This window comes from Pseudomonas zhanjiangensis (genome assembly GCF_041027545.1).
Classification (GTDB): Bacteria; Pseudomonadota; Gammaproteobacteria; order Pseudomonadales; family Pseudomonadaceae; genus Aquipseudomonas; species Aquipseudomonas zhanjiangensis.
This window is the reverse complement of the sequence record NZ_JBFTEG010000007.1, coordinates 190,828-213,795: the sequence shown is the minus strand read 5'-3', so window position 1 is coordinate 213,795 and position 22,968 is coordinate 190,828. Positions and strand designations below refer to the sequence as shown.

The window sequence follows — 22,968 nt, the reverse complement described above, 5'->3', positions numbered from 1 at the left end:
GCACCAAGGCGGCTGCCTCGCGTTTGAACTCGGCGGAAAACGTACGTCGTTGTTTGCTCATCAGACACCTCTCTCACGGCGAGGATTTTCGCCTAAATCGGTGTCCGGGATCAGTAGACCACTACAGATAACGCTCTTGCCGGCGTGGTGGATAACATTCCGTGTTCTCTTCTCAATCCCTTTCTAGGCCGGGCGTTGCAGCGGTCGAGTGACCGTATAAGGGAGTTGGACGACAAGCCCCGGTTGCTCGATCAGATGCGCGAGCAGATTCGCCTGAGACACTACTGGATCCAGACCGAGCGCGTCTATTGCGAGGGGGCAGGCGCTTTATTCGGTTTCACCGCTATTGTCATCCGCAGGAGATGGGGGCGGCGGAGGTCGAGTCTTTTCTATCTGATCTCGCTGTGGGTCGGCATGTCTCCGCCTCCACCCAGAATCAGGCCTGGGCCGCGCCGCTTTTCTCTATAGCCAGTTGTCCTGGCTGGGGAGACATCAGCGGGAAAGGGACATGGATTGCGCGCCGCAGGAGACGCTGGCGCTTGGATGGGAGGCAGGGTCAGGGGGCTGGCGCAGTGCCTGAGCCTCGATGAGTAGCGATTGCCGCGTGCCTTCAACAAGGCCGCGCTCGATCCATCGCATCGCCGTTGAGTGCGTTCAGCCTTCCTGCGCCCGATAGGCCCCCGGCGTCAGGCCGGTCCATTTCTTGAACGCCCGGTGAAAGGCCGAGGGTTCGGAGAAGCCGAGCTGTTCGGCGATGGCCTGGATCGACAGCTCGTCGCGGCCCAGGTGGTAGATCGCCAGGTCGCGGCGCAGGTGATCCTTCAGTTCCTGAAAACTCGAATCCTCCTCGCGCAGGTGGCGACGCAGGGTCTGCGGGCTCATGTGTAGCTGTTGGGCGACCGCCTCGAGGTCCGGCCAGCTGCTGCAGTCGCGGCCGAGCAGGCGGCGAATCTGGCTGATCAGGCTGTCGCCGCCATCCGGACGGGCGAGCAGGTCGGCCGGCGAATATTCGAGGAACTGCTTGAGGGTGCGCTCGTCCTGCAGCAGCGGCATGCTCAGGTAGCGCGCATGGAACAGCAGGCTGGTGCCGGGGGCGGCGAAATGGCGCGGGCCGGGGAACAGCAGGTCGTACTCGCCGGCGTGGGCCGGCTCGGCATAGGCGAAGCTGGTCGCCTCCAGGCGGATGCGCTGGCCAATCAGCCAGCTGGCCAGGCGGTGCCAGATCACCAGCAGGCTTTCCACCAGGAAATGATCCGGGTCCCACAGGGTCGAGTCGTCCACCGACAGGCGCGCCCAGTCGCCTTCGCGACTGAGGGTGATGGTCGGCGCCTCGGCGAACAGCCCGTAGAACAGCGCACCGCGGCTGAGGGCTTTTTCCAGCGAGCGGCAGTGGATGATCGCGTGGCACATCATGGCGAAGGTGCCGCGCTTGCTCGGCTGGTGGCAGAAGCCCAGGTACTCGTCGTCGAGGAACTCCCAGAGCAACTGGATCAGGCGGGCGAACTGCTCCGGGGCGACCCGTGCGCGCGGCTCCTCCAGCACGGCGGGCTGGATGCCGGCCTGGCGCAGCAGCGGCAGGCAGTCGTATCCCTGATGTTCGGCCCCGCGCAGGGCGGCGCGGACGAAATGGCTGGCGATGGTGCGTTCGCGCATGACGGCTCCTCGAAGGTGGCTAGATGGTAGGCAGCCGGGGGCGATGAGGACAAGCCGGCCGAGCGAATGGGTCAATTCAGGCTGAGCGTTGGGGTCATTGAGGCGCCCGCGACCTGGCGCCTACTCTGGATGACGCGTTCAGCCCAAGGAGCAAACCCACATGCAGCGCACCCTCTTCGACACCGAGCACAACCTGTTTCGCAATGCCTTCGGCGCCTTTCTCGACAAGGAGGTGCTGCCGTATCAGGAGCAATGGGAGGAGGCCGGGGTGGTCAGCCGCGAGGTGTGGCGCAAGGCCGGCGAGATGGGCTTCCTGCTGCCCTGGGCGGACGAGCAGTACGGCGGCGCCGGACTCAAGGATTTTCGCTACGAGCAGATCATGGCCGAGGAGCTGGCGCGGATCAACGAGGCGGGGTTCATGCTACCGCTGCATTCGGCGCTGTGCGGGCCCTATATCGCCGAGTACGGCAACGCCGAGCAGAAGGCGCGCTGGCTGCCGGGGATCATCCGCGGCGAGACCATTCTCGCCGTGGCCATGACCGAGCCGAGCGCCGGCTCCGACCTGGCCGGCATGCGCACCACGGCAGTGGACAAGGGCGACCACTACGAACTCAACGGCTCCAAGGTGTTCATCTCCAACGGCCTGCTGGCCGACCTGGTGATAGTGGCGGCCAAGACCGACCCGGCCAACAAGCACGCCATGGGCCTGTTCCTGGTCGAGCGCGGCATGCCCGGTTTCGAGCGCGGCAAGAAGCTGAAGAAGCTGGGCATGCACAGCCAGGACACCGCTGAGCTGTTCTTCAACAACGTCAAGGTGCCCAAGGAAAACCTGCTGGGCGACGCCAAGGGCGGCTTCTTCTACCTGATGAACATGCTCGCCCAGGAGCGCCTGACCAATGCCTGCGGCGCGGTGGCCGGTGCCGAGGCGGCGCTGCAGGCGACCATCGACTACGTGAAGCAGCGCACGGCCTTCGACCGGCCGATCGCGCACTTCCAGAACACCCGCTTCAAGCTGGCAGAGATGCGCACCCAGGTCGACGTGGCTCAGGTGTTCGTCGACCGCTGCGTGCTCGATCACAACGAGCGCAAGCTGACCCCGGAGGTCGCCGCCGAAGCCAAGCTGTTCACCACCGAGCTGCTCGGCAAGGTGGTCGACGAGGGCGTGCAGCTGCATGGCGGCTGGGGCTACATGTGGGAGTACCCGATCTGCAAGATGTACGCGAACGCGCGCATCCAGCGCATCTTCGCCGGCACCTCGGAGATCATGAAGGAGATCATCAGCCGCGGCATGAAGCTCTGAGCGGAGCGTCGGACGCTTTCCTTATACTTTGCCCAGTAGCGCTATCGATCCAAGGAGCCACCATGCAAGGCCCGCTGTCCTCCCTGAAGGTTCTCGATTTCTCCACCCTGCTGCCCGGGCCGTTCGCCTCGCTGCTGCTGGCCGACATGGGCGCCGAGGTGCTGCGCATCGAGTCGCCGACCCGTACCGATCTGGTCCGGGTGCTGCCGCCGCACGACGGCGGCGTCTCGGCCAGCCATGCCTACCTCAACCGCAACAAGCGCTGCATCGCCCTGGACCTGAAGCAGCCCGAGGCGGTGGAGCTGGTCAAGCAGCTGGTTGCCGACTACGACATCGTTCTGGAGCAGTTCCGCCCCGGGGTGATGGACAAGCTCGGCGTCGGCTACGAGGCGCTCAGGGCGATCAACCCCCGCTTGATCTATGTGTCGATCACCGGCTACGGCCAGACCGGGCCCTACCGGGACCGCGCCGGCCACGACATCAACTACCTGGCCCTGGCCGGCGTTGCCAGCTACACCGGCCGCCGCGACAGCGGCCCCTTGCCGCTGGGAGTGCAACTGGCGGATATCGCCGGCGGCTCGCTGCACGGGGTGATGGGCCTGCTGGCGGCGGTGATCCAGCGTCAGGTGACGGGGGAGGGCCAGCGGGTCGATGTGAGCATGACCGACTGCGCCTTCGCCCTGCATGGCATGGCCGGGGCCGGTTTCCTGGCCGCCGGGGTCGAGCCGCAGATGGAGAGCCAGGCGCTCAACGGTGGCAGCTTCTACGACTACTACCGCACCCGCGACGGTCGCTGGTTTTCGGTCGGCAGCCTGGAGCCGCAGTTCATGCAGCAACTGTGCGCCGCCATCGGCCGCCCGGAGCTGGCCGCGCTGGGGCTGCCGCCCAGCCGCGAAGATCAGCAGGCGCTCAAGCGCGAGATCGAGATCGAGTTCGAGAAGCGCGACTTCGCCGAGTGGCTACAGCTGTTCGCCGACCTGGATGCCTGCGTCGAGCCGATGCTCAGCCTGTCCGAGGCGGTCGAGCACCCGCAGCTCAAGGCCCGTGAACTGGTCACCGAGGTGCCGCGCGCTGGCCAGGCCGCGCAGCAGCAGATCGCCTGCCCGATCAAGTTTTCCGCGGGCTTGCCGGCACCCCGGCATATAGGCGCGCCGATCGGGGCGCACACCGAGGAGGTGCTGCGCGAGCTGGGCTGCTCGGCCGAGCGTATCGCCGCCCTCAGGGCCGCCAAGGTGGTAGCCTAGGGCCGGCGCCTGCGGGGCGGTGCACTATACTTGCGACTGATCGCGCCGCCGGGCGCTGGGCGATCGAACGAAGACGATGCCGTGGGGTGAGCATTCTGCAGTAGGGGCCGAATTCAACGCGCAGGGACGACAGAACGGGATGAACGGGCTATGGCAATAGCGATTGTCTTGATACTGATCGTCGTCGCATCGGTGCTGTTTCACTTCCTCAGCCCCTGGCAGGTGACCCCGCCGGCCTCCAACTGGGGCTCGATCGACACCACCCTGGTGCTCACCCTGGGCATCACCGGGGCGTTCTTCGTCGCGGTGACTCTGTTCATGGTCGTGGCGGTGCTGCGCTACCGGCACAAGGCCGGCCGGCGCGCCGACTACCAGCCGGAGAACAAGAAGCTGGAAGGCTGGCTGGTGGTGATCACCACGCTGGGGATCGTCGGCATGCTGGCCCCGGGGCTGGTGGTGTATGACGACTTCGTCCGGGTGCCCAAGACGGCCCATGTCCTCGAAGTCCTCGCCCAGCAATGGCAGTGGGCGTTTCGCTTCCCCGGCGCAGACGGCCAGCTCGGCCGCACGGACATCAGGTTCGTCGACGCGCTGAACCCCTTCGGCCTCGATCGTGACGACCCGGCCGGGCAGGATGATGTCCTGGTCAAGGGCAACCAGGTGCACCTGCCGCTCGGCCGGCCGGTGAAGGTGCTGCTGCGTTCCAAGGACGTGCTGCACAATTTCTATATCCCGCAGATCCGCAGCAAGATGGACATGGTGCCGGGCATGGTGTCGCACTTCTGGTTCACCCCCACCGAGGCGGGCGAGTACGAGATTCTCTGCGCCGAGTTCTGTGGCGTCGGCCACTACAACATGCGCGGGCACATGCGCGTGCAGACCCCGGAAGCCTTCGCCCGCTGGCTCGGCGCGCAGCCGACCTTCGCCCAGACCCTGGCGGCCGCGGCCAGGCCCGGGCGCGATCAACTGGTGGAGAAGGGTCGGCAACTGGCGGCGGATTCCGGTTGCCAGGCTTGCCATAGCCAGGATGGCAGTGCCAGCCTCGGTCCGAGCTGGAAGGACCTGTTCGGGCGCACCGAACGATTGGCCGATGGCTCCAGCGTGCAGGTCGACGAGGCCTACCTGAAGGAGTCGATCCTCGCGCCCAAGGCCAAGCTGGTCGAGGGTTACCCGCCGGTGATGGTGGCCTATTCCTTCAACGAGGATGAACTGGACGCCCTGGTGGCCCTGATCAAGTCGCTGAGCGCCGAAGGGCGCAAGGGCGCCGCGGCGAACGACGCAACCGCCGATCTGGCGGCCAAGGGGCGGCAGCTGGCCGAGTCGCTCGGCTGCCTGGCCTGCCACAGCGTCGATGGCAGTCCGCGGGTCGGGCCGAGCTGGCAGGGGCTGTATGGCAAGACGGAAATTCTCACCGACGGCGGCCAGGTCAAAGTCGATGAGGCCTATCTAAAAGCGTCTATCCTTAACCCCAACAGCCAAGTCGTCAAAGGTTATGCCGCCATCATGCCGGCCTTTTCCCTGGACGATGAGGACGTCAACGCGCTGATCGCTTTTATCAAATCCACAGCGAATGCCGGCACCGATGCGGGCAAGGTGGAGTCGGAAGAGGTGCAGTAAGCAGGCGGAAGTACCCCCGAGACTTCACCAGGAGGGTGATCCGATGGCCTATGCGGAACAGGCTGAATCCGCACTGCTGCACGAACCGGGCAGCTTCCTGACGCGCTATATCTGGAGTCAGGATCACAAGGTCATCGCCATCCAGTATTCGCTGACCGCGATATTCGTCGGCCTGGTCGCCCTGGTGCTGTCCGGCCTGATGCGCCTGCAGATAGGCTTCCCCGGCAGTCTCGACTTCATGGATGCCAACGCCTATTACCAGGCGATGACCATGCACGGCATGATCATGGTCATCTACCTGCTGACGGCGCTGTTTCTCGGGGGCTTCGGCAACTACCTGATCCCGCTGATGGTCGGTGCCAGGGACATGGTGTTCCCCTACGTCAACATGCTCAGCTACTGGTTCTACCTGCTCTCGGTGATCGTGCTGCTGGCCAGTTTCTTCGTGCCCGGCGGACCCAGCGGCGCCGGCTGGACCCTCTACCCGCCGCAGTCGATCACCCCCGGCTCGCCGGGTACCGATTGGGGCATCGTGTTGATGCTGATCTCGCTGGCGATCTTCATCGTCGCCGCCACCATGGGCGGCCTCAACTACGTAACCACGGTGCTGCAGGCGCGTACCCACGGCATGACCCTGATGCGCATGCCGCTGTCGGTGTGGGGCATCTTCATGGCCTCGATCCTGGCGTTGCTGGCCTTTCCGGCGCTGTTCGTCAGCGCGGTGATGATGCTGTTCGACAAGCTGCTGGGCACCAGCTTCTTCATGCCGGCGATCATCTCCCTGGGCCAGCCGCTCGAGCACCAGGGCGGCAGCCCGATCCTGTTCCAGCACCTGTTCTGGTTCTTCGGCCATCCGGAAGTCTACATAGTGGCGCTGCCGGCCTTCGGCCTGGTCTCCGACCTGATCAGCACCCATGCGCGCAAGAACATCTTCGGCTACCGCATGATGGTCTGGGCCATAGTCGCCATCGGCGTGCTCAGCTTCGTGGTCTGGGCGCACCACATGTATGTCAGCGGGATGAACCCCTATTTCGGTTTCTTCTTCGCCACCACCACCCTGATCATCGCGGTGCCGACCGCGCTCAAGGTCTACAACTGGGTGCTGACCCTGTGGCGCGGCGACATCCACCTGACCGTGCCCATGCTGTTCGCCCTGGCCTTCATCGTCACCTTCCTGGTCGGCGGCCTGACCGGGCTGTTCCTCGGCAACGTGATCGTCGACATCCCGCTGTCGGACACCTACTTCGTGGTCGCCCATTTCCACATGGTCATGGGCGTCGCGCCGATCCTGGTGGTATTCGGCGCCATCACCCACTGGTACCCGAAGATCACCGGGCGAATGATGAACCAGCGCCTGGGCAAGCTGCATTTCTGGATCACCTTCCTCGGCACCTACGCCATCTACTTCCCCATGCACTACCTGGGATTCCTGGGCATGCCGCGGCGCTACTACGCCTATGAGAACTACGCGTTCATCCCGCAGTCGGCGCAGGACCTGAATGCCTTCATCACGGTGGCGGCGCTGACCGTCGGTGTCGCCCAGTTGCTGTTTCTGTTCAACCTGGCCTGGAGCGCCGTCAACGGCAAGCCGGCCGGCAGCAACCCCTGGGGCGCCACCAGCCTGGAGTGGCAGACCCCGCAGACCCCGCCGGCGCATGGCAACTGGGGTGCCAAGCTACCGGTCGTGCACCGCTGGGCCTATGACTACAGCGTGCCGGGCATCGAGCAGGACTTCGTCCCGCAGACGGTCTCCGACGAGGCCCTGGAAGGAATGCGCCGGCTGCCGCACAACAGCCGGGCGGCGGCCAAGCCATGAACAGGCTGCTGCTGCGCGACGCGGCCGACGCCGAGCCCGGGGGCAGCTGGGATCCCGGCGCGCGCGACGGCCTGGCGAGCGAGACCCTGGACAGGGCGCGGGTGGCCCGGGCCGGGCTGCGCCTGTTGCTGGTAGTGGTCAGTACGCTGTTCTTCCTGTTCCTGGTCGCCTTTATCGCCCGCTCGCAGGTGGCCGACTGGCAGCCCCTGACCGAGCCCCTGGCGCCTCTGGCCGATCCCTGGCCGCTGTGGCTCAACTCGGCCCTGTTGCTGGCAGCCAGCATCGCCCTGCAAGCGGCGCGGCTGGCCGCCCGTCACGGCCGCCCCTGGGCGACGCTGGCGGGTTTCACCCTCGGCGGCGTGTTCGCGATGGCCTTCGTGTTGGGGCAGCTATGGGTCTGGCAGCGGTTTGCCGCCTGGGGCTATGTGGTCTCCGGCAACCCCGCCACCAGCTTCTTCTATCTGCTGACCGGCCTGCATGGCCTGCACCTGCTGGGGGGGCTGGTGGCCTGGGCCTGGATCCTCGCCAAGTTCCTGCGTCGCCTGCCGCTGGCGCAACTGAGCGCCGGCGTCGAGTTGTGCGCCATCTATTGGCACTACCTGCTGGCCCTCTGGCTGGTGCTGTTCGCCCTGCTCACCAGCACGCCGCAAACCTATCAAGCCATCGCCGCGCTGTGCGGCCTGAGGTGAGGTCATGACCGCCAACGACGGATCGCCTGCGTCCTCCTCTGTCGCCTCGAGCAGCGGCTGGCAGGGCATCGCCGGTGACTGGTCCTCGGACAAGGATGCCTTCAAGCAGGTGCCCTGGGGCAAGGCGATGATGTGGATCTTCCTGCTCAGCGACACCTTCGTCTTCACCTGCTTCCTGACCGGCTACATGTCGGTGCGCATCAGCAGCACCGTGCCCTGGCCAAATCCCAGCGAGGTGTTCGCCCTGACCATTGGCGGGGCCGAGATTCCGCTGATCCTGATCGCCATCATGACCTTCGTGCTGATCAGCAGCAGCGGCACCATGGCCATGGCGGTGAACTTCGCCTACCGCCGCGACCGGGCCAGAACCGCCGCTCTGATGCTGGCGACCGCGGCCTTCGGCCTGACGTTCGTCGGCATGCAGGCGTTCGAGTGGAGCAAGCTGATCGCCGAAGGCGTGCGTCCCTGGGGCAACCCCATGGGGGCGGCGCAATTTGGCGCGAGCTTCTTCATGATCACCGGCTTCCACGGCCTGCATGTGTCGATTGGCGTCATCTACCTGAGCATCGTGGCCATCAAGGTGCTGCGTGGCGACTACGAACGCTCGGGGAACTACCAGAACGTCGAGATAGCCGGTCTGTACTGGCACTTCGTCGACCTGGTGTGGGTGTTCATCTTTGCGTTTTTCTACCTGTGGTAAGGCACAGGGGGAGGGAAGGACGATGGAACATGCACAGGGCCAGCAGCACCCCATCGGCCTGTACCTGAAGATCTGGGGATTGCTGTTCGTCCTCAGTACCCTGTCGTACCTGGTCGACTACTTCCACTTCCAGGGCTTGTTCAGGTGGGGGCTGATCGTCACCTTCATGCTGCTCAAGGCCGGCCTGATCGTGTCGATTTTCATGCACATGGCCTGGGAGCGGCTGGCCATGGTCTACGCCATATTGGTGCCGCCGTTGTGCCTGCTGGTATTGATCGGGCTGATGGCCGCCGAGGCCGACTATGTCTTTCTCAGTCGACTCTTGTTCTTCACCCAGACGGCCAGCCCCGGATCCTGACTCCGCGGGCTGGCCGGCGTGGGGGGCTCAGATGGTGCGCTTGAACTGATGCCAGCGGTGCAGCCAGGCCACTATCCAGTGAGGCGCGGCAGCGCCGCTGCCGGCCAGTTGCAGCCCTGGGTGATGGGCGACTACCCGGTCCAGCACCGGCTCCTGCTCGGGCTCGACATCGACGAAGAATACATGCTTGCCTTCCTTGAGCTTCTGCCGGAAGCCGCGGAAGTGCGCGTTCGGTACCTGGATGCCGAAGAATCCGCCTTCCCAGGTGCAGAAGCCGAAAATCACGATGGCCAGGAAGACAAAGGGCGTCCAGCCTGCCGCAGTAGCGGTCCAGCCCAGCCAGTAGGCGAGGCCGAGCACCAGTGCGGCGAGTATCAGGCCGACCAGCGCGCCTATTTCTCCGGAGTGGACGACATCCTGCTTCATGAAGGATGGCACGTCATGGAGATGGTGATGCTCCACCTCGGCGTCCTTCTCACTGAGCACGTGAATCTGTTCGGTATTGATACCGCTGGCTTCCAGTTCACTCTCGACGGTTTCCAGATCGTCGAGATCGTCACTGATGTAGTAGCGTCGATTCATGACACACCTCCCGCCTCGCGTTTGCGACAGCCCCCTCCTGTGGCCGTTTTCCGAGAAATGCAGCCAATGTGTTTGACCCTTGCGAGCCTGCTGCACGGTTCTTGCGATTCGAGCAGAGTATAGCATTCGGCCGGAATGCCTCTCATTACCGATGGTTAGGAGCGATATGCGAAATGGGTATTAGCTGTCGCGGGCGTACCGGGCTTGCCGACTGCCGTCTGGGCCGCGGCCGGCTTATGCTGGGGCTATTGAAACCAGGGCCGGGCATGGGGCGTTACGGCCCGCCCGGCAGGAGGTCAGCGAGCTTATGTCCACAACACTCAAAGCCGTGCGTGCCGATATCACCACGCTGGCCCTGGATGCGATCGTCAACGCGGCCAATAGCTCACTGCTCGGTGGCGGCGGAGTGGATGGCGCGATTCATCGCGCCGCCGGGCCGGAACTGCTGCTGGAGTGCCGTCGCCTGGGCGGCTGCGAGGTCGGTGAGGCCAAGCTGACCAAGGGCTATCGGTTGCCGGCGAAGTATGTCATCCACACCGTCGGCCCGGTCTGGCACGGAGGCGGCCGGGGCGAAGCTGAGCTGCTGGCGTCCTGCTACCGCCGTTCGCTGGAGCTGGCGGCGGCCGAGGGCATCCAGTCGCTGGCATTTCCGGGGATCAGCACGGGTGTCTATGGCTACCCGGTCGAGCAGGCCGCGGGAATCGCCGTGGCTACGGTGCGCGCCACCCTGGGCGAACTCACGGGGATTCGCGAGGTGCTGTTCTGCTGCTTTTCCGACAGCGACCTTGCGATCTACCAGCGGCTGATCGGCGACGCCGGGCACTAACTGGGGCCTATTCGACGCGTTGTTCGCCGCTGAAGCGTAGGGTTACCTTGCAGCGTCGGCAGAAATAGCGCCGTCCCTTGGCCACCATGGCGTGGCGCTGGGCCGAGAAGGGAAATTCGCCTTGCGGGCAGCTGCAGCGATAGATGAAGCGCATGACCTGTCGCCGCTGGACGGCGTAGCTGTGGCAGCGTAGCGGCGGCAGTTCATAGACGCCGCGCATGATCAGTTGCCATTCCTCGCCGTGGGGCTGGATATGCAGGCCGAACAGCTGGTGGGCGACCAAGTGAGCCACCTCGTGGGCCACGGTCTGGCGGAGAAAGTCGTCGCGGTTTTCCCGGTACAGTTGCAGGTTGAAGCGCAGTCTGTTTTCCGTCAGGTGCGCCACGCCAGCCTTCTGCCCGCGCAGCTTGAAGCTCACTTCGGGGCGGGCGAAGGGGCGCTTGAAGAAGGCCTCCGCCAGCTGGTAGCAGGCGTCGACACGGGCGATGAGCTGTTCGGGCATGGGCGCAGGCCAAGGGGAAAGCCTGCGATTATGCCCGCCTCGGGCCTGGCCGGCAGCCCTGAAACGACGAAACCACCGGCCGGTGGTTTCGTCTTGAGGCAAGTTGCCGTTGTGCTTGAGTGTTTAGCTGGTATAGACCGGGCCGACCCCGAAGCCCCAGAGGATCACCGCAGAGGCGATCATCGCCACCAGCACCACCAAGCCTACCGCCAGCACCGAACTGGAGAACATGAAGCCTTCATCGGTGGGAATGTTCATGAAGGTCGGAATGCCGACATAGAGCAGGTAAACCGTGTAGCAGATGGCTAAGGTGCCGACCACCATGGCTAGCCACATATGTGGGTACAGCGCGGCCAGACCGCCGACGAACAGCGGAGTCGCGGTATAGGCGGCGAACACGATGCATTGGGTCAGGTTGGGGCTGGCGTCATAGGTGCGCGCCATCCAGTGGATGAAGGCGCCCATGACGGCAACGCCGGCCAGCATCGCCAGGTACGACATGATGCTCATCTGTAGTGCGCTGGCCTCGGTCAGCATCACCGGCGCTCGATCGCCCACTGACCAGCCAACCTGGGTGGTGCCGATAAAGGCCGAGATTACCGGGATTGCCGCGAGGATCAGAACGTGGGTGAGATACATGTGGCTGATGCTTTCTTCTTCGCCACGGATTTCTTGCCATTCCTGGTCGGGATGGGTGAAGAGCCCCCAAACGTGGTGGATCATGCCAGACACCTCCTCTTTTTATGACGGTCGCCCCCCAGCGGAGCGCCCGGCGCGCGTGTACAGCGCCACCGGGTGCCTGGCCGAACCTATGCGACCGTATGTCGCAGTATAGGCAGGAGCTGGAGAAGATGAGGGGAGGCGGGTTAGAGCAAATTGGTCTCTGAACGTTAGTTGTAATAGCGCTCTAGAATTTCCATCGCCTTGTTGATCGTCTGCAGGCGCTCGGTGCTGCCGCCGCGATCCGGATGGTGCTGGCTGACCAGTTGTCGGTAGCGGCGCTTGATGATGACCAGGTCGAGGGCTTGCAGGCTGTCGTCGAGCTCGAACAGCTCCAGGGCGGCGCGTTTTTCCTCGCCTCCGTTCATGCGGGTCCAGAAGCTGGCGAGCAGCTGTTCCACGTCCTCCTCGCTGGTGTCGCGCAGGTTGTCCAGGTCCAGGTAGTAGTCGCGCAGCGGGTCATGTTCGCTGAGTGCGGCGTTACCGAGCCGATAGGGCAGCAGCTGGATGCACAGCGGGCTGATCGCCAGGTGGGCGCGTTGCTCGCCCCAGAGGCGTTCGCGCAGGCGATAGAGGGCGTTGAACACGAGGAAGTGGGTGCGAAACAGCACCAGCTTGTCGAGCAAAGGCAGGTTGGGGATATGCGTGCAGTGGCCGCTCTTGAGCTGCTGGATCAGCTCGTACTCGCTGAGCCCAGCGGGGGCCGCATCGAGCAGCAGCAGGATCTGATCGGCCAGTTCCAGATCGGGGTCGAATGCGTCGTTCATGTTTTGAGCCTATCACTTCACCGCCGACGGGGTAGGGCAACGCGCACTTTCTGCGTAAAATGTCAGCCTTTCGCAACTCCTCCGGATTCCAGCACACCATGGGCACCCTCTCGGTCAATCAGAACAAGCTGCAAAAACGCCTGCGCCGCCAGGCCGGCGAAGCCATCGCCGACTTCAACATGATCGAGGACGGCGACAAGGTCATGGTCTGCCTGTCCGGCGGCAAGGACAGCTACACCCTGCTCGACGTGCTGCTGTACCTGCAGAAGGTCGCGCCTATCCAGTTCGAGATAGTCGCGGTGAACATGGACCAGAAGCAGCCGGGCTTTCCCGAGCACGTGCTGCCGGCATACCTGGAATCGATCGGTGTGCCCTACCACATCGTCGAGAAGGACACCTACTCGGTGGTCAAGGAGAAGATCCCGGAGGGCAAGACCACCTGCTCGCTGTGCTCGCGACTGCGCCGCGGCACCCTGTACACCTTCGCCGACGAGATTGGCGCGACCAAGATGGCCCTGGGGCACCACCGCGACGACATCCTCGAGACCTTCTTCCTCAACATGTTCTACGGCGGCAGCCTCAAGGCGATGCCGCCCAAGCTGCGCGCCGACGACGGTCGCAACGTGGTGATCCGCCCGCTGGCCTATTGCAACGAGGCGGATATCGAGGCCTACAGCCAGCTCAAGCAGTTCCCGATCATCCCCTGCAACCTGTGCGGCTCGCAGGAGAACCTGCAGCGCCAGGTGGTCAAGGAGATGCTCCAGGAGTGGGAGCGCAAGACCCCCGGGCGCACCGAGATCATGTTCCGTGCCCTGCAGAACGTGGTGCCCTCGCAGCTGGCCGATCGCAACCTGTTCGATTTCAAGAACCTGAGGATCGACGAAACCGCCACGCCGCGCTTCGTCGACGTGATGAACCTGTAGGCTCCGATACGGGCGAGGGATCGATGCGCGACTACAAATGGCTCAACGAGTATTGCCTGAACCGCTTCGGCTCGGCCGCGGCGCTGGAGGCACGGCTGCCACAGCCGGCCAGTGAGGATCAGCTGCGGGCCCTGAGCGACGACCGCTACCTGTCGCTGATCAGCCTGCGGATCTTCCGCGCCGGCCTCAAGCACAGCCTGGTCGACGCCAAGTGGCCGGCCTTCGAGCAGGCCTTCTTCGGTTTCGATCCGGACAAGGTGGTGCTGATGGGCGGCGAGCGTCTGGAGAGCCTGATGCAGGATGCCCGCCTGATCCGCCACCTGGGCAAGCTCAAGAGCGTGCCGCGCAATGCCCAGTTCGTCCTCGATGTGCGCCGCGAGAAGGGCAGTTTCGGCGCCCTGATCGCCGACTGGCCGGTGACCGATATCGTCGGCCTGTGGAAGTACCTGGCCAAGCACGGCAGTCAGCTTGGCGGCCTGTCGGCGCCCCGTCTGCTGCGTATGGTCGGCAAGGATACCTTCATCCCCACCGACGACATGGTCACCGCGCTCAAGGCCCAGGGCATTGTCGACAAGGCGCCGACCAGCCTCAAGGACCTGGCTGCCGTGCAGAGCGCCTTCAACCAGTGGCAGGCGCAGAGTGGCCGGCCGCTGTGCCAGTTGTCGGTGATGCTGGCGCATACCGTCAATCATTGAGGGCGTGCCCGCGGGCTAGGGGAGTAGGCGATGAAGCAGCAGATCGAACGCGTTGCCCGGGCCATCGAGGGGGCCGAACGGATACTGGTCATCACCGGCGCGGGCCTGTCGGCCGACTCCGGTCTGCCCACCTACCGCGGGATCGGCGGTCTGTACAATGGCCATACGGCCGAGGGCTTGCCGATTGAGGCGGCGCTTTCCGGACCCATGCTGCAGCGCGACCCGGCGCTGTGCTGGAAGTACCTGGCCGAACTGGGCCGGGCTTGCCTGGGGGCGCAACCCAATGCTGGCCACTACGCCATTGCCGAGTTGCAGCGGCGCAAACCCGAATGCTGGGTGCTGACCCAGAATATCGACGGTTATCACCGGGCTGCCGGCAGCCCGCCGGAGCGCCTGATCGAAATCCATGGCGAGTTGGCGCCGCTGTACTGCCAGTCCTGTGGCGCCGAGGACCCTGAGTTGCTTGAGCACCTGAACCGGCCGCTGCCGCCCAGGTGCCGGCAATGTGGCGGTGTCCTGCGCCCGCCGGTGGTGCTGTTCGAGGAGATGCTCCCGGAGCGGGCCATCGACAGCCTCTACAGCGAGTTGCGCAAGGGTTTCGCGGTGGTACTCAGCGTCGGCACCAGCGCGAGCTTTCCCTACATCGTCGAACCGCTGTTGCGCACCCGCCAGGCGGGCGGCTTCACCGTCGAGATCAACCCCAGCCGCAGCGACCTGAGCGCCGCCGTCGACGTTCATCTGCAGGCGCGCGCCTTGGATGTTCTGCCGGAACTACTGAGTCACATTTCACCTGATTGAAATTGCAAATCGACGCCCGCTTAGGCATAGTCGCGCCCCATCAGAATTTCGACACGGTCGTGCCCATGCTTCAGCGCTTCGCACCCCTCGTGCCTCTCGCACTTACCTTGGTTCTCGCCGCCTGTGCCGGCCAGGTAGCACCACCGCAGGCTGGTTATCAGGGCGCTCCGCGCACCCACTCCGCCGCCCCCTGGGCGCAGGACGATGCGACGCCCGCCGAGACCGGCGAACCCACCGCGCAGGAACTCGCCGAACTCACCGACGATCAGCCCTACCAGCTGCCGCAGCTGGCCGACAGCATCCTGTCCCACGGCCTGTCGCTGGTCGGCACCCGTTATCGCTTCGGCGGCAGCTCGGCGAAATCGGGTTTCGACTGCAGCGGCTTCATCGGTTACCTGTTCAAGGAGGAGGCCGGCCTGCAGCTGCCGCGCTCCACCCGGGAAATGATCAACATCGACGCGCCGCTGGTCGAGCGCGACGAGCTCGAGCCGGGTGACCTGGTGTTCTTCAGCACCAACGGCCGCGGCCGTGTCAGCCATGCCGGCATCTACCTGGGCGACGATCAGTTCATCCATTCCGCCAGCCGCCGCAGCGGCGGCGTGCGGGTCGACAGCCTGGACGATCGTTACTGGCGGCGCAGCTTCATCGAGGCCAAGCGCGCCCTGGCCATGGCCCCGAGCGAGGCGCTCGAGCGCCATCCCTGACGCCATTGTCCCTTCCTGCCGGTTGCGCAGCGTGGCCTGACTCGGCAGAGTAGGCCACATCAAGGCTCAGGATCGCCTCGCCCATGCCCGCCACGCCCCGCGTCGCCCTGCTACTGCTGCTCGCCGCGCTGCTCAGTGCCTGCGCCGGCCATGCGCCTACCCCGTCCCCCTCGCCGCCGGTGCCGCTTGGCGAGGCGAATGGCAATGCCCAGGATGTCCTGTTCCGCGCCATCGGCCTGGTCGGTACTCCCTACCGCTACGGCGGCAATACCCCGGAGGGTGGTTTCGACTGCAGCGGTCTGATCGGGTACGTCTATCGGGATGCCGCCGGCATCCGCCTGCCGCGTTCGACCCGCGAGCTGATCACCCTGCGTGCGCCCACGGTCGCTGCCGATTCCCTGCAGAGCGGCGACCTGGTGTTCTTCGCCACCAATGGTGGGCGCCAGGTCAGCCATGCCGGCATCTACGTCGGTGAGGGGCGCTTCGTGCATGCGCCCTCTAGCGGCGGCACCGTGCGCCTGGACAGCCTGAGCAATAACTATTGGCAGCGTACCTACCTGCAGGCCAAGCGCGTGCTCGGCCCCGAGCTGGCCGGCACGCCCTGAGGCGGGCGCAACGGCCACTGGCAAGCTGAGCGCGTGGATTAACTTTCGGGAGGATCGATGACCAATCGCACCCTGAACCTCGACGACGACCTCTATCGCTACCTGCTCGATGTCTCCCTGCGCGAGGCGCCGTTGCTCAGGCAACTGCGCGAGGAAACTGCGCGGCTGGCCAACGCCCAGTGGCAGATCGCCCCCGAGCAGGGCCAGTTCATGGCCTTGCTGGTCAAGCTGACCGGCGCCAGGCGACTGCTCGAGGTCGGTACCTTCACCGGCTACAGCGCGCTGTGCATGGCCGCGGCGATGCCGGCGGACGGGCAGCTGATCTGCTGCGACATTCCCGGCGACTACAACGCCGTGGCCGAGCGCTACTGGCGCGAGGCGGGGCTGGCCGGGCAGATCGAGCAACGCCTGGCACCGGCCCTGGAAACGCTGGCGGCACTGGAGGCCGACGGCCTGGCCGGGAGCTTCGACCTGATCTTCATCGACGCCGACAAGGCCAATTACCCGGCCTATTTCGAGCATGCCCTGCGCCTGCTGCGCCAGGGTGGACTGATCCTGTTCGACAACACCCTGTGGAGCGGCCGGGTCCTCGAACAGCACCCGGACAGTGCCGATACCCGCGCCATCCAGGCGCTCAATCGGGCACTCAGGGATGACGTGCGCATCGACCTGTCGCTCCTGCCGCTGGGCGATGGCCTGACCCTGTGCCGTAAACGCTGAGGGCGGGTGGTTCAGTCGTTGCGCGCACCGCCGAGGTAGCCACAGCCGCGCATCACCTCGCCGTTCAGGCGCAGTTCGGCGGCCAGGTGGCGGACGCCGCCGCTCATGCTGTCGATGCAGTGCTGCGGCGCCACCCAGAGCTCCAGGCGCTGGCCGTTGGCCTCGCTGGTCAGGTTCAGGCGCCCCTCGGGCAGCCGCTCTTCCAGGTAGGGCAGGGCCAGGGGGGGCTGGCCGGGACGCTTGAGGACCAGTCCGGCGACCCCGACTGTCAGGTTCCAGTCCGGCTCATGGCCGTCGGCGTGCAGCAGGGTGCGCGTGAAGTTGAGATCGGCGCAGCCCTGGCCTTCACGTTGCAGGCGGTACACCTGGTCCAGCGCCAGCTGGCCGTCGACGCTGGATTGCGGGCTCGCCGCCAGACGGCCGCGCAGGTCGGCGAACAGCGGGCCGGGGCCTTCGGCGAGCAACGCGGCGCTGTCGCGGATAACGTCGGTGGCGCCGTCGTTGCTGACGATGAAGCGCCGTTGCTCCTGGCAGGGGCTGAACAGCAGGTGCCCGGCCGCCCGGGTGATCTCGCCCTGCAGGCGTACGCGCTCGCCGGGGGCCGTGGTCGACTGCTGGTCGAAGGTCTGGCAGCTGGCGAGAAGCGGCAACAGGACAAACAGAATTCTACGGCTGGCGTGCATTGGGGGCTCTCCTAGCAAGAGCCGACACGTTACTCAGAGGCCGGGGCGACCACAAGGGCAGGCGGTTGATTCGCCGCCGGGCAGGGGCCGCCCGGCGGTGTGCGGGCGGGGCTTAGCCGGCCAGGCCGACGTAGACGTTCTGCACGTCGTCGTGGGCGTCGATGGCCTCGAGGAAGGCCTCGACTTCTTCGCGCTGCTCGGCGGTCAGGCTGGTCACCGGGTTCTTCGGCCGATAGCCGAGATGGGCGGAGTTGACGGTGAAACCCTGCTCCGGCAGCGCGCGGCTGACCGCATCCAGGTCGGTCGGGTCGGTGATGAACAGGGTGTTGTCGTCATCGGCGGCATCGAAGTCCTGGGCGCCGGCCTCGATTGCCGCCAGTTCCGGGTCGGCGCCGCTGTCGCTGGACGCCTCGATCAGGCCGACGTGGTCGAAGTCCCAGGTCACCGAGCCGCTGGCGCCCATCTGGCCCTTGCGGAACAGCACACGGATCTCGGCCACGGTGCGGTTGAGGTTGTCGGTCAGGCACTCGACGATCACCGGCACCTGGTGCGGGGCGAAGCCTTCGTAGGTGGTGCGCTCGAAATTGACCGTTTCGCCGGTCAGGCCGGCGCCCTTCTTGATCGCCCGCTCCAGGGTTTCCTTGGGCATCGAGGCCTTCTTGGCCTGATGCACCGCCAGGCGCAGCTTGGGGTTCATGTCCGGGTCGGCGCCATTGCGCGCGGCGATCATAATTTCCTTCACCAGCCGGCCGAAAATCTTGCCTCTGGCGTTGGCGGCGGCTTCTTTAGGTTTGGCTTTCCACTGAGCGCCCATGCATGTTCTCTCGGTCTGTGCGGTAGGAGGATTCGCTGCGCTGCCGGGTGGGCTGCCGAGGGGCGGGCGTGTCCGGGCAGGCAAGCGCGGGTCAGGCGCGGATTTTAGTCGGTCTGCCGGCCGCTGGCACCCCCTTGAACGGCGCGCCTGTCCAATATCCGAGGTTCAGTCGTTGTGGCCGTTGAAGTAGGCGCGCGTGCCCTGTCGGCTCATGGCGTCGGCGATGCGCTCCACGCCCAGCAGATAGGCGGCCCAGCGCAGGCTGACCTGTTGCTCCTCGGCGCAGTCGAAGCAGGCCTCGGCCGCCCGGCAAATGCGTTGCTCCAGGCGCCGCTCGATCTCTTCCTCGGGCCAGTAGTCGCCGGTGCGGTTCTGCACCCACTCCAGGTGACTGGCGATGACCCCGCCGGCATTGACCAGGACATCAGGCAAGACCACGATGCCGGCCTGCTCCAGGCATTGCTCGGCCTTGGCGGTCACCGGGCCGTTGGCGATCTCGAGGATTACCCCGGCCTTTATCCGTCCGGCATTGTCCGCGCTGATGGCGTCTTCCAGGGCCGCCAGTACCAGGATGTCCACCTCGAGTTCGAGCAGTTGCGCCTGCTCCAGGCGATCGGCCTTGCGCTCTTCGCACACCGAGCCGTTGCAGTAGACCGCGCCTTCGAGCTTGCGCGTTTCATGCTTGTGCCGCCAGATCGGCTCGGGGTCCAGCCCCTTCTCCGAGTAGATCGCGCCTTGCGAATCGGAGATGGCGACGATCTGGTAGCCGGCCTCGTGGGCCAGGCGGGCGAAATGGTAGCCGGCATTGCCGAAGCCCTGTACTGCCACGCGCAGCTGGCCCGGCGATTTGCCCGCGCGCTTGACCCACAGCTGCAGCACCTGCAAGGCGCCGCGCCCGGTGGCCGTCACCCGGCCGGCGCTGCCGCCCAGGCCCAGTGGCTTGCCGGTGATCACCGCGGGAACCTGGCGCCGTTCGATCTGCCCGTACTCGTCGGCCATCCAGCCCATCACGGTGGCGTTGGTATTGATGTCGGGGGCGGGGATGTCCCGCTCCGGTCCGATCAGGTCGTGGATGGCGCGGATGTAGCCGCGTGACAGGCGCTCCAGTTCCAGGCGCGAGAGCCCCTTGGGATCGACGCAGATACCGCCCTTGGCACCGCCGAACGGCAGGTCGACCACCGCGCACTTGATGGTCATCCACAGGCTCAGGGCGGTGACCTCCGCCGCACTGACCCGGGGGTGAAAGCGCACGCCGCCCTTGGTCGGGCCGCGGGTGTCGTCGTACTGCACGCGCCAGCCGCGAAACATCTTCAGGGTGCCGTCATCCATGCGCACCGGAATATGTACCTGCACGCTGAGCTTGGCGCAGGCCAGGCGCTGGCGCACATCGTCGGCGACCTCCAGACGATCGAACACCTGGGTGAGAAAGGCGGAAGAGTCCAGGGTGCTGTCGCTTTGTTTGCTCATGGCCGGCCTCATCGGTCGAGTGTCCCAGGTCAGGAGGGTGCGATCCGCTGGCACACGGCGGGGACATCCGCCTTGGCGACGAACGCCCCTACCACTATAGATCAGCCGCCCGCCGGCCTGCTCGACCTCCGGCAGGGTCGCGGCCATTACGCTGCCCAGGGCACCGAGCAACGACAGCAGCAGAATGATCTGGCTGATCGTCAGTACTGCGCCGAGGGCGCCGGCGAAGCCCATCACCAGCAGGATCACCCCGATCAGGCTGTTGCTGACCGCCACGTAGTCGGTGCGCCGGTTGCCCTGCGCCAGGTCGACCACGTAGGTCTTGCGGCCGATACGCACGCCCTGATGGGCGACGCTCAGGCAGAAGTACAGCGCCGGCAGCAGCCAGCCGATGGCGAGCCACTGCGGCTGCAGGCTGTCGAGCAGGAACACCGCCACGCCCAGCGTCGTGGTCAGCAGCGCGGCGACGATCAGCACCTTGCGGCTGGACAGGTCGGCGAAACGCCCCCACAGCGGCGCCGAGAGCAGGCTCGCGGCACCGCTGGCGAGCAGGAACATACCCAGCAGCGAGGCCGCCGAGCCCAGCCGCTGTTGCGCCAGGACCACGTAATAGGGCGCCGTCAGCGCCGAGCACAGCAGCAGGGCGCGGGTGATGACGAAACGGCGAAAGGGCGCGTCGCGGCGCAGGATGGCCAGGCGCCGTAACGCTTCGCTCAGGGCATTGCCGCCGTTTTCGGCGGCACCGGGCAGTTCCTCGATCCGTGCATAGACCGCCGCGGCCACCAGCCACAGCAGGCCCGCGCCGGCCAGCAGCAGGCCATAGGCCTGGGCCGGCAATTCGCGCTGGCGTGCCAGCAGCAACAGCAGGGCCAGCGCGACTGTCACCAGCCCGGCGCTGCTCGCCGACCAGCCGTTGACCTGGCCGCGGCGGGTCTTGGGGATGGTCTTGCCGAGCACGTCCTTGGCCGCGACCGAACTCAGGCCGCGGGCCAGGCTGAACAGCGTCAGCAGCGCGACTATCGCCCAGCCGGCCTGGGTGCCTTGCAGCCACCAGGCCACCAGGCCGATGCCGCCGATGGCCGCCGCCTGCAGCAGGCTGCCGATCACCCAGGCCCATTTGCGCACCGCCAGCGCGCGGATGTAGCTGGCGATCAGCAGTTGCGGGATCAATGAGCCGGATTCGCGAATCGGTACCAGAAAACCGATCAGGTACAGCGGTGCCTGCAGGGCTTCCATCACCCAGGGCAGGACCACCTTGGGGCTGGCCAGGGCGTCGCCGAGTTTGCTGAAGAAATGGCTGAGGATCAGCAGCACGAAGTTGCCCGGGACATGGCGGCAGGCCCGTTCGTCGATGTCGTTGCAGACCCGCGCTGCCGGCTTGCCGACCAGTCTGCTGTAGATGACCTCGCTAAGCCTGCTCATGGGCCCTCCGAGCCAGTTGGCGCCGGTACCGCGGCGCACGACGGCATGATGCCATGCTGCGACCCGCGGTCGCGATTGCCCCTCGGCTGCCTGGACTATGCTTGTGGAGAATCGGCAGAGGAGTGTGGCAATGCGCAAGGTATTGGTGGCATTCGATGGTTCGGACAGCGCGAAGCGGGCCCTGCAGTACGTGATCGACTTCGCCCGAGATCACGCCGCGACCCTGGAGGTGCATCTGCTCAACGTGCAGCACGAGCCGCTGCTGTATGGCGAGTACGTGACCAGCGAGTTCATCGAGCAGCTGCAGCAGTCCTTGCTGGATGAGGCGAAGGAGGCGCTGGTGTGGCCGGCCGACCAGTTGCAGGAGGCGGGCATCAAGCACAAGAACCATGTCGCCCTGGGCAACGTGGCCGAGCAGGTCAATGCCTTCGTCGAGCAGCTGCATTGCGACACCGTGGTGATGGGTACCCGCGGCCTCGGCAGTTTCACCGGCATGCTGCTGGGGTCGGTGGCCACCCGGGTGCTGCATGAGGTGTCGGTGCCGGTGCTGCTGGTCAAGTAGCGTCGCCTGGGGTGCGACCCGCCCGCAGCCGCCGGCAGGTCGCGGAAGCGGCAGCTCATTGCACGGATTGACGCCACTTGACGTTGCCGAAGCCGATCTTCACGGCCTGCTCGATTTCGACGAGGGGCACCAGCTTGAACTCGAAGAAGGGTACCCAGGCGCCATGGACCTCCAGCGCGGCGGCGGCCGAGTCGGTCTCCACCAGTGCCAGGCCGCCACTGCAGTCGGCGTAGCTGTAGTGGGCCTTGAATGTATAGCCTTGCGGTGGCGTCCAGTTGGCGAACAGTTGCAGCGCCCGACCTTGAGACTCCTCGCTGGCGTTGGGGCGAAGTTGATAGCTGACTGCAAATAACATGAGAACCTCCTGGTTTGGAGTGAGGCGACCTCGGGTGGCAGGGCATCGGGCCGCCAAGGACCGCTGCCTGCCTGTGCGCCTTGGCGTCACTCCACCACTATAGGTAACCCGGCGTTCGTCCGCCGGTTCGGGGCGGCCGGGCAAGCGGAGGGGCGCTAGCCTTCGTTCAGGCGTTGCAGCTCGCGGCGGACCATGGCGGCGTATTCGACCGGGCTCAGGCGGTACAGCTCGCTCGCCACCCAGGCCAGCCAGCCCGCCCCGCGCGTCTCGCGCTCGGCCAGCAGGCGCCTGGCCTCGGCGCGCGCCTGTTCGGCGTGCTGTTGGTGAAACGCGGCGCGACTCATCGCTATCCTCCCGTGATGGTTTTCGCCCTGGATAGCAGAGTCCGCCGCTCGGCGCCAGCGGCCCCTTGGTAAAGCCGCTGGCCCGCGCTAGGCTGCGGGCTC

At 65.7% G+C, this 22,968-nt stretch carries 26 protein-coding genes; 16 read left to right on the top strand and 10 right to left on the bottom strand.

Annotation, left to right across the window (positions count from 1 at the left end; genetic code table 11):
- Positions 1-362: 362 nt before the first annotated feature.
- A complete protein-coding gene (locus tag AB5S05_RS11365) occupies positions 363-590 on the top strand; it encodes a phage integrase N-terminal SAM-like domain-containing protein (RefSeq protein WP_369287637.1) in 228 nt (75 codons plus the stop codon).
- Between the two features lie 64 nt (positions 591-654).
- Here AB5S05_RS11365 and AB5S05_RS11360 read toward each other — a convergent pair whose 3' ends face one another.
- Positions 655-1,653, bottom strand: coding sequence for an AraC family transcriptional regulator (locus AB5S05_RS11360; protein ID WP_369287631.1), 999 nt, complete (start codon positions 1,651-1,653; stop codon positions 655-657).
- A 160-nt stretch (positions 1,654-1,813) separates the two neighbouring features.
- On the opposite strand from AB5S05_RS11360, the gene AB5S05_RS11355 reads away from it, so the two are divergent.
- The 7 genes from AB5S05_RS11355 (at position 1,814) to AB5S05_RS11325 (ending at position 9,377) form a co-directional block, all read left to right on the top strand.
- Positions 1,814-2,953, top strand: coding sequence for an acyl-CoA dehydrogenase family protein (locus tag AB5S05_RS11355; protein ID WP_369287630.1), 1,140 nt, complete (start codon positions 1,814-1,816; stop codon positions 2,951-2,953).
- A gap of 62 nt (positions 2,954-3,015) precedes the next feature.
- Positions 3,016-4,197 carry a CaiB/BaiF CoA transferase family protein gene (locus AB5S05_RS11350; RefSeq protein WP_369287629.1) on the top strand — a complete coding sequence of 394 codons (1,182 nt, stop codon included), beginning with the start codon at positions 3,016-3,018 and terminating at the stop codon, positions 4,195-4,197.
- A gap of 150 nt (positions 4,198-4,347) precedes the next feature.
- On the top strand, positions 4,348-5,814 hold the full coding sequence (locus AB5S05_RS11345) for a c-type cytochrome (protein ID WP_369287628.1): 1,467 nt from the start codon (positions 4,348-4,350) through the stop codon (positions 5,812-5,814).
- A 43-nt stretch (positions 5,815-5,857) separates the two neighbouring features.
- Positions 5,858-7,630 (top strand): cytochrome c oxidase subunit I, encoded by a 1,773-nt coding sequence (gene ctaD / locus AB5S05_RS11340; RefSeq protein WP_369287627.1) that lies wholly within the window; start codon positions 5,858-5,860, stop codon positions 7,628-7,630.
- The gene (locus tag AB5S05_RS11335; protein WP_369287626.1) at positions 7,627-8,319 is read left to right on the top strand and encodes a cytochrome c oxidase subunit 3; all 693 of its coding nucleotides are present in this window, start codon (positions 7,627-7,629) and stop codon (positions 8,317-8,319) included. Before ctaD ends, AB5S05_RS11335 begins: the two co-directional genes overlap by 4 nt.
- 4 nt (positions 8,320-8,323) lie before the next feature.
- On the top strand, positions 8,324-9,019 hold the full coding sequence (locus AB5S05_RS11330; protein WP_369287625.1) for a heme-copper oxidase subunit III family protein: 696 nt from the start codon (positions 8,324-8,326) through the stop codon (positions 9,017-9,019).
- Between the two features lie 22 nt (positions 9,020-9,041).
- On the top strand, positions 9,042-9,377 hold the full coding sequence (locus AB5S05_RS11325; RefSeq protein ID WP_369287624.1) for a cytochrome C oxidase subunit IV family protein: 336 nt from the start codon (positions 9,042-9,044) through the stop codon (positions 9,375-9,377).
- Positions 9,378-9,404: 27 nt separating this feature from the next.
- Here AB5S05_RS11325 and AB5S05_RS11320 read toward each other — a convergent pair whose 3' ends face one another.
- Positions 9,405-9,959: a magnesium transporter gene (locus tag AB5S05_RS11320; protein ID WP_369287623.1), complete on the bottom strand. Its 555-nt coding sequence runs from the start codon at positions 9,957-9,959 to the stop codon at positions 9,405-9,407.
- Between the two features lie 307 nt (positions 9,960-10,266).
- Here AB5S05_RS11320 and AB5S05_RS11315 point away from each other — a divergent pair, with 307 nt between their 5' ends.
- Positions 10,267-10,785: an O-acetyl-ADP-ribose deacetylase gene (locus AB5S05_RS11315; RefSeq protein ID WP_369287622.1), complete on the top strand. Its 519-nt coding sequence runs from the start codon at positions 10,267-10,269 to the stop codon at positions 10,783-10,785.
- Positions 10,786-10,792: 7 nt separating this feature from the next.
- Here the strand turns inward: AB5S05_RS11315 and AB5S05_RS11310 are convergent, their stop codons facing one another.
- The 3 genes from AB5S05_RS11310 to AB5S05_RS11300 all read right to left on the bottom strand — a co-directional run bounded on the left by AB5S05_RS11310 (position 10,793) and on the right by AB5S05_RS11300 (position 12,774).
- Complete coding sequence (locus AB5S05_RS11310; protein ID WP_369287621.1) at positions 10,793-11,287, bottom strand: SprT family zinc-dependent metalloprotease; 495 nt, start codon at positions 11,285-11,287, stop codon at positions 10,793-10,795.
- 123 nt (positions 11,288-11,410) lie between these two features.
- Positions 11,411-12,010 carry a Yip1 family protein gene (locus AB5S05_RS11305; protein ID WP_369287620.1) on the bottom strand — a complete coding sequence of 200 codons (600 nt, stop codon included), beginning with the start codon at positions 12,008-12,010 and terminating at the stop codon, positions 11,411-11,413.
- A 167-nt stretch (positions 12,011-12,177) separates the two neighbouring features.
- Entirely contained in the window at positions 12,178-12,774 is a 597-nt protein-coding gene (locus AB5S05_RS11300; RefSeq protein WP_369287619.1) for a DNA-J related domain-containing protein, read from the bottom strand.
- Between the two features lie 98 nt (positions 12,775-12,872).
- Between AB5S05_RS11300 and ttcA the strand changes: the two genes are divergently transcribed.
- From ttcA to AB5S05_RS11270, 6 genes are all read left to right on the top strand, one after another.
- A complete protein-coding gene (ttcA, locus tag AB5S05_RS11295) occupies positions 12,873-13,697 on the top strand; it encodes a tRNA 2-thiocytidine(32) synthetase TtcA (protein ID WP_369287618.1) in 825 nt (274 codons plus the stop codon).
- A 23-nt stretch (positions 13,698-13,720) separates the two neighbouring features.
- The gene (locus AB5S05_RS11290; RefSeq protein ID WP_369287617.1) at positions 13,721-14,392 is read left to right on the top strand and encodes a DNA-3-methyladenine glycosylase I; all 672 of its coding nucleotides are present in this window, start codon (positions 13,721-13,723) and stop codon (positions 14,390-14,392) included.
- A 30-nt stretch (positions 14,393-14,422) separates the two neighbouring features.
- Positions 14,423-15,190 (top strand): NAD-dependent deacylase, encoded by a 768-nt coding sequence (locus AB5S05_RS11285; RefSeq protein WP_369287616.1) that lies wholly within the window; start codon positions 14,423-14,425, stop codon positions 15,188-15,190.
- A gap of 65 nt (positions 15,191-15,255) precedes the next feature.
- Positions 15,256-15,894 (top strand): C40 family peptidase, encoded by a 639-nt coding sequence (locus tag AB5S05_RS11280; protein WP_369287615.1) that lies wholly within the window; start codon positions 15,256-15,258, stop codon positions 15,892-15,894.
- Positions 15,895-15,977: 83 nt separating this feature from the next.
- Positions 15,978-16,499 (top strand): C40 family peptidase, encoded by a 522-nt coding sequence (locus tag AB5S05_RS11275; protein ID WP_369287614.1) that lies wholly within the window; start codon positions 15,978-15,980, stop codon positions 16,497-16,499.
- A 57-nt stretch (positions 16,500-16,556) separates the two neighbouring features.
- Complete coding sequence (locus tag AB5S05_RS11270; RefSeq protein ID WP_369287613.1) at positions 16,557-17,219, top strand: O-methyltransferase; 663 nt, start codon at positions 16,557-16,559, stop codon at positions 17,217-17,219.
- 11 nt (positions 17,220-17,230) lie between these two features.
- Here the strand turns inward: AB5S05_RS11270 and AB5S05_RS11265 are convergent, their stop codons facing one another.
- The 3 genes from AB5S05_RS11265 to AB5S05_RS11255 form a co-directional block, all read right to left on the bottom strand.
- Complete coding sequence (locus AB5S05_RS11265) at positions 17,231-17,902, bottom strand: COG3650 family protein (RefSeq protein ID WP_369287612.1); 672 nt, start codon at positions 17,900-17,902, stop codon at positions 17,231-17,233.
- Positions 17,903-18,014: 112 nt separating this feature from the next.
- The gene (locus AB5S05_RS11260; protein WP_369287611.1) at positions 18,015-18,716 is read right to left on the bottom strand and encodes a YebC/PmpR family DNA-binding transcriptional regulator; all 702 of its coding nucleotides are present in this window, start codon (positions 18,714-18,716) and stop codon (positions 18,015-18,017) included.
- A gap of 165 nt (positions 18,717-18,881) precedes the next feature.
- Complete coding sequence (locus tag AB5S05_RS11255; RefSeq protein WP_369287610.1) at positions 18,882-21,605, bottom strand: Glu/Leu/Phe/Val dehydrogenase dimerization domain-containing protein; 2,724 nt, start codon at positions 21,603-21,605, stop codon at positions 18,882-18,884.
- A gap of 130 nt (positions 21,606-21,735) precedes the next feature.
- On the opposite strand from AB5S05_RS11255, the gene AB5S05_RS11250 reads away from it, so the two are divergent.
- The gene (locus AB5S05_RS11250; protein ID WP_369287609.1) at positions 21,736-22,167 is read left to right on the top strand and encodes a universal stress protein; all 432 of its coding nucleotides are present in this window, start codon (positions 21,736-21,738) and stop codon (positions 22,165-22,167) included.
- A 55-nt stretch (positions 22,168-22,222) separates the two neighbouring features.
- Here AB5S05_RS11250 and AB5S05_RS11245 read toward each other — a convergent pair whose 3' ends face one another.
- Complete coding sequence (locus tag AB5S05_RS11245) at positions 22,223-22,522, bottom strand: DUF3303 domain-containing protein (RefSeq protein ID WP_369287608.1); 300 nt, start codon at positions 22,520-22,522, stop codon at positions 22,223-22,225.
- Between the two features lie 155 nt (positions 22,523-22,677).
- On the bottom strand, positions 22,678-22,866 hold the full coding sequence (locus tag AB5S05_RS11240) for a hypothetical protein (protein ID WP_369287607.1): 189 nt from the start codon (positions 22,864-22,866) through the stop codon (positions 22,678-22,680).
- Positions 22,867-22,968: the final 102 nt, after the last annotated feature.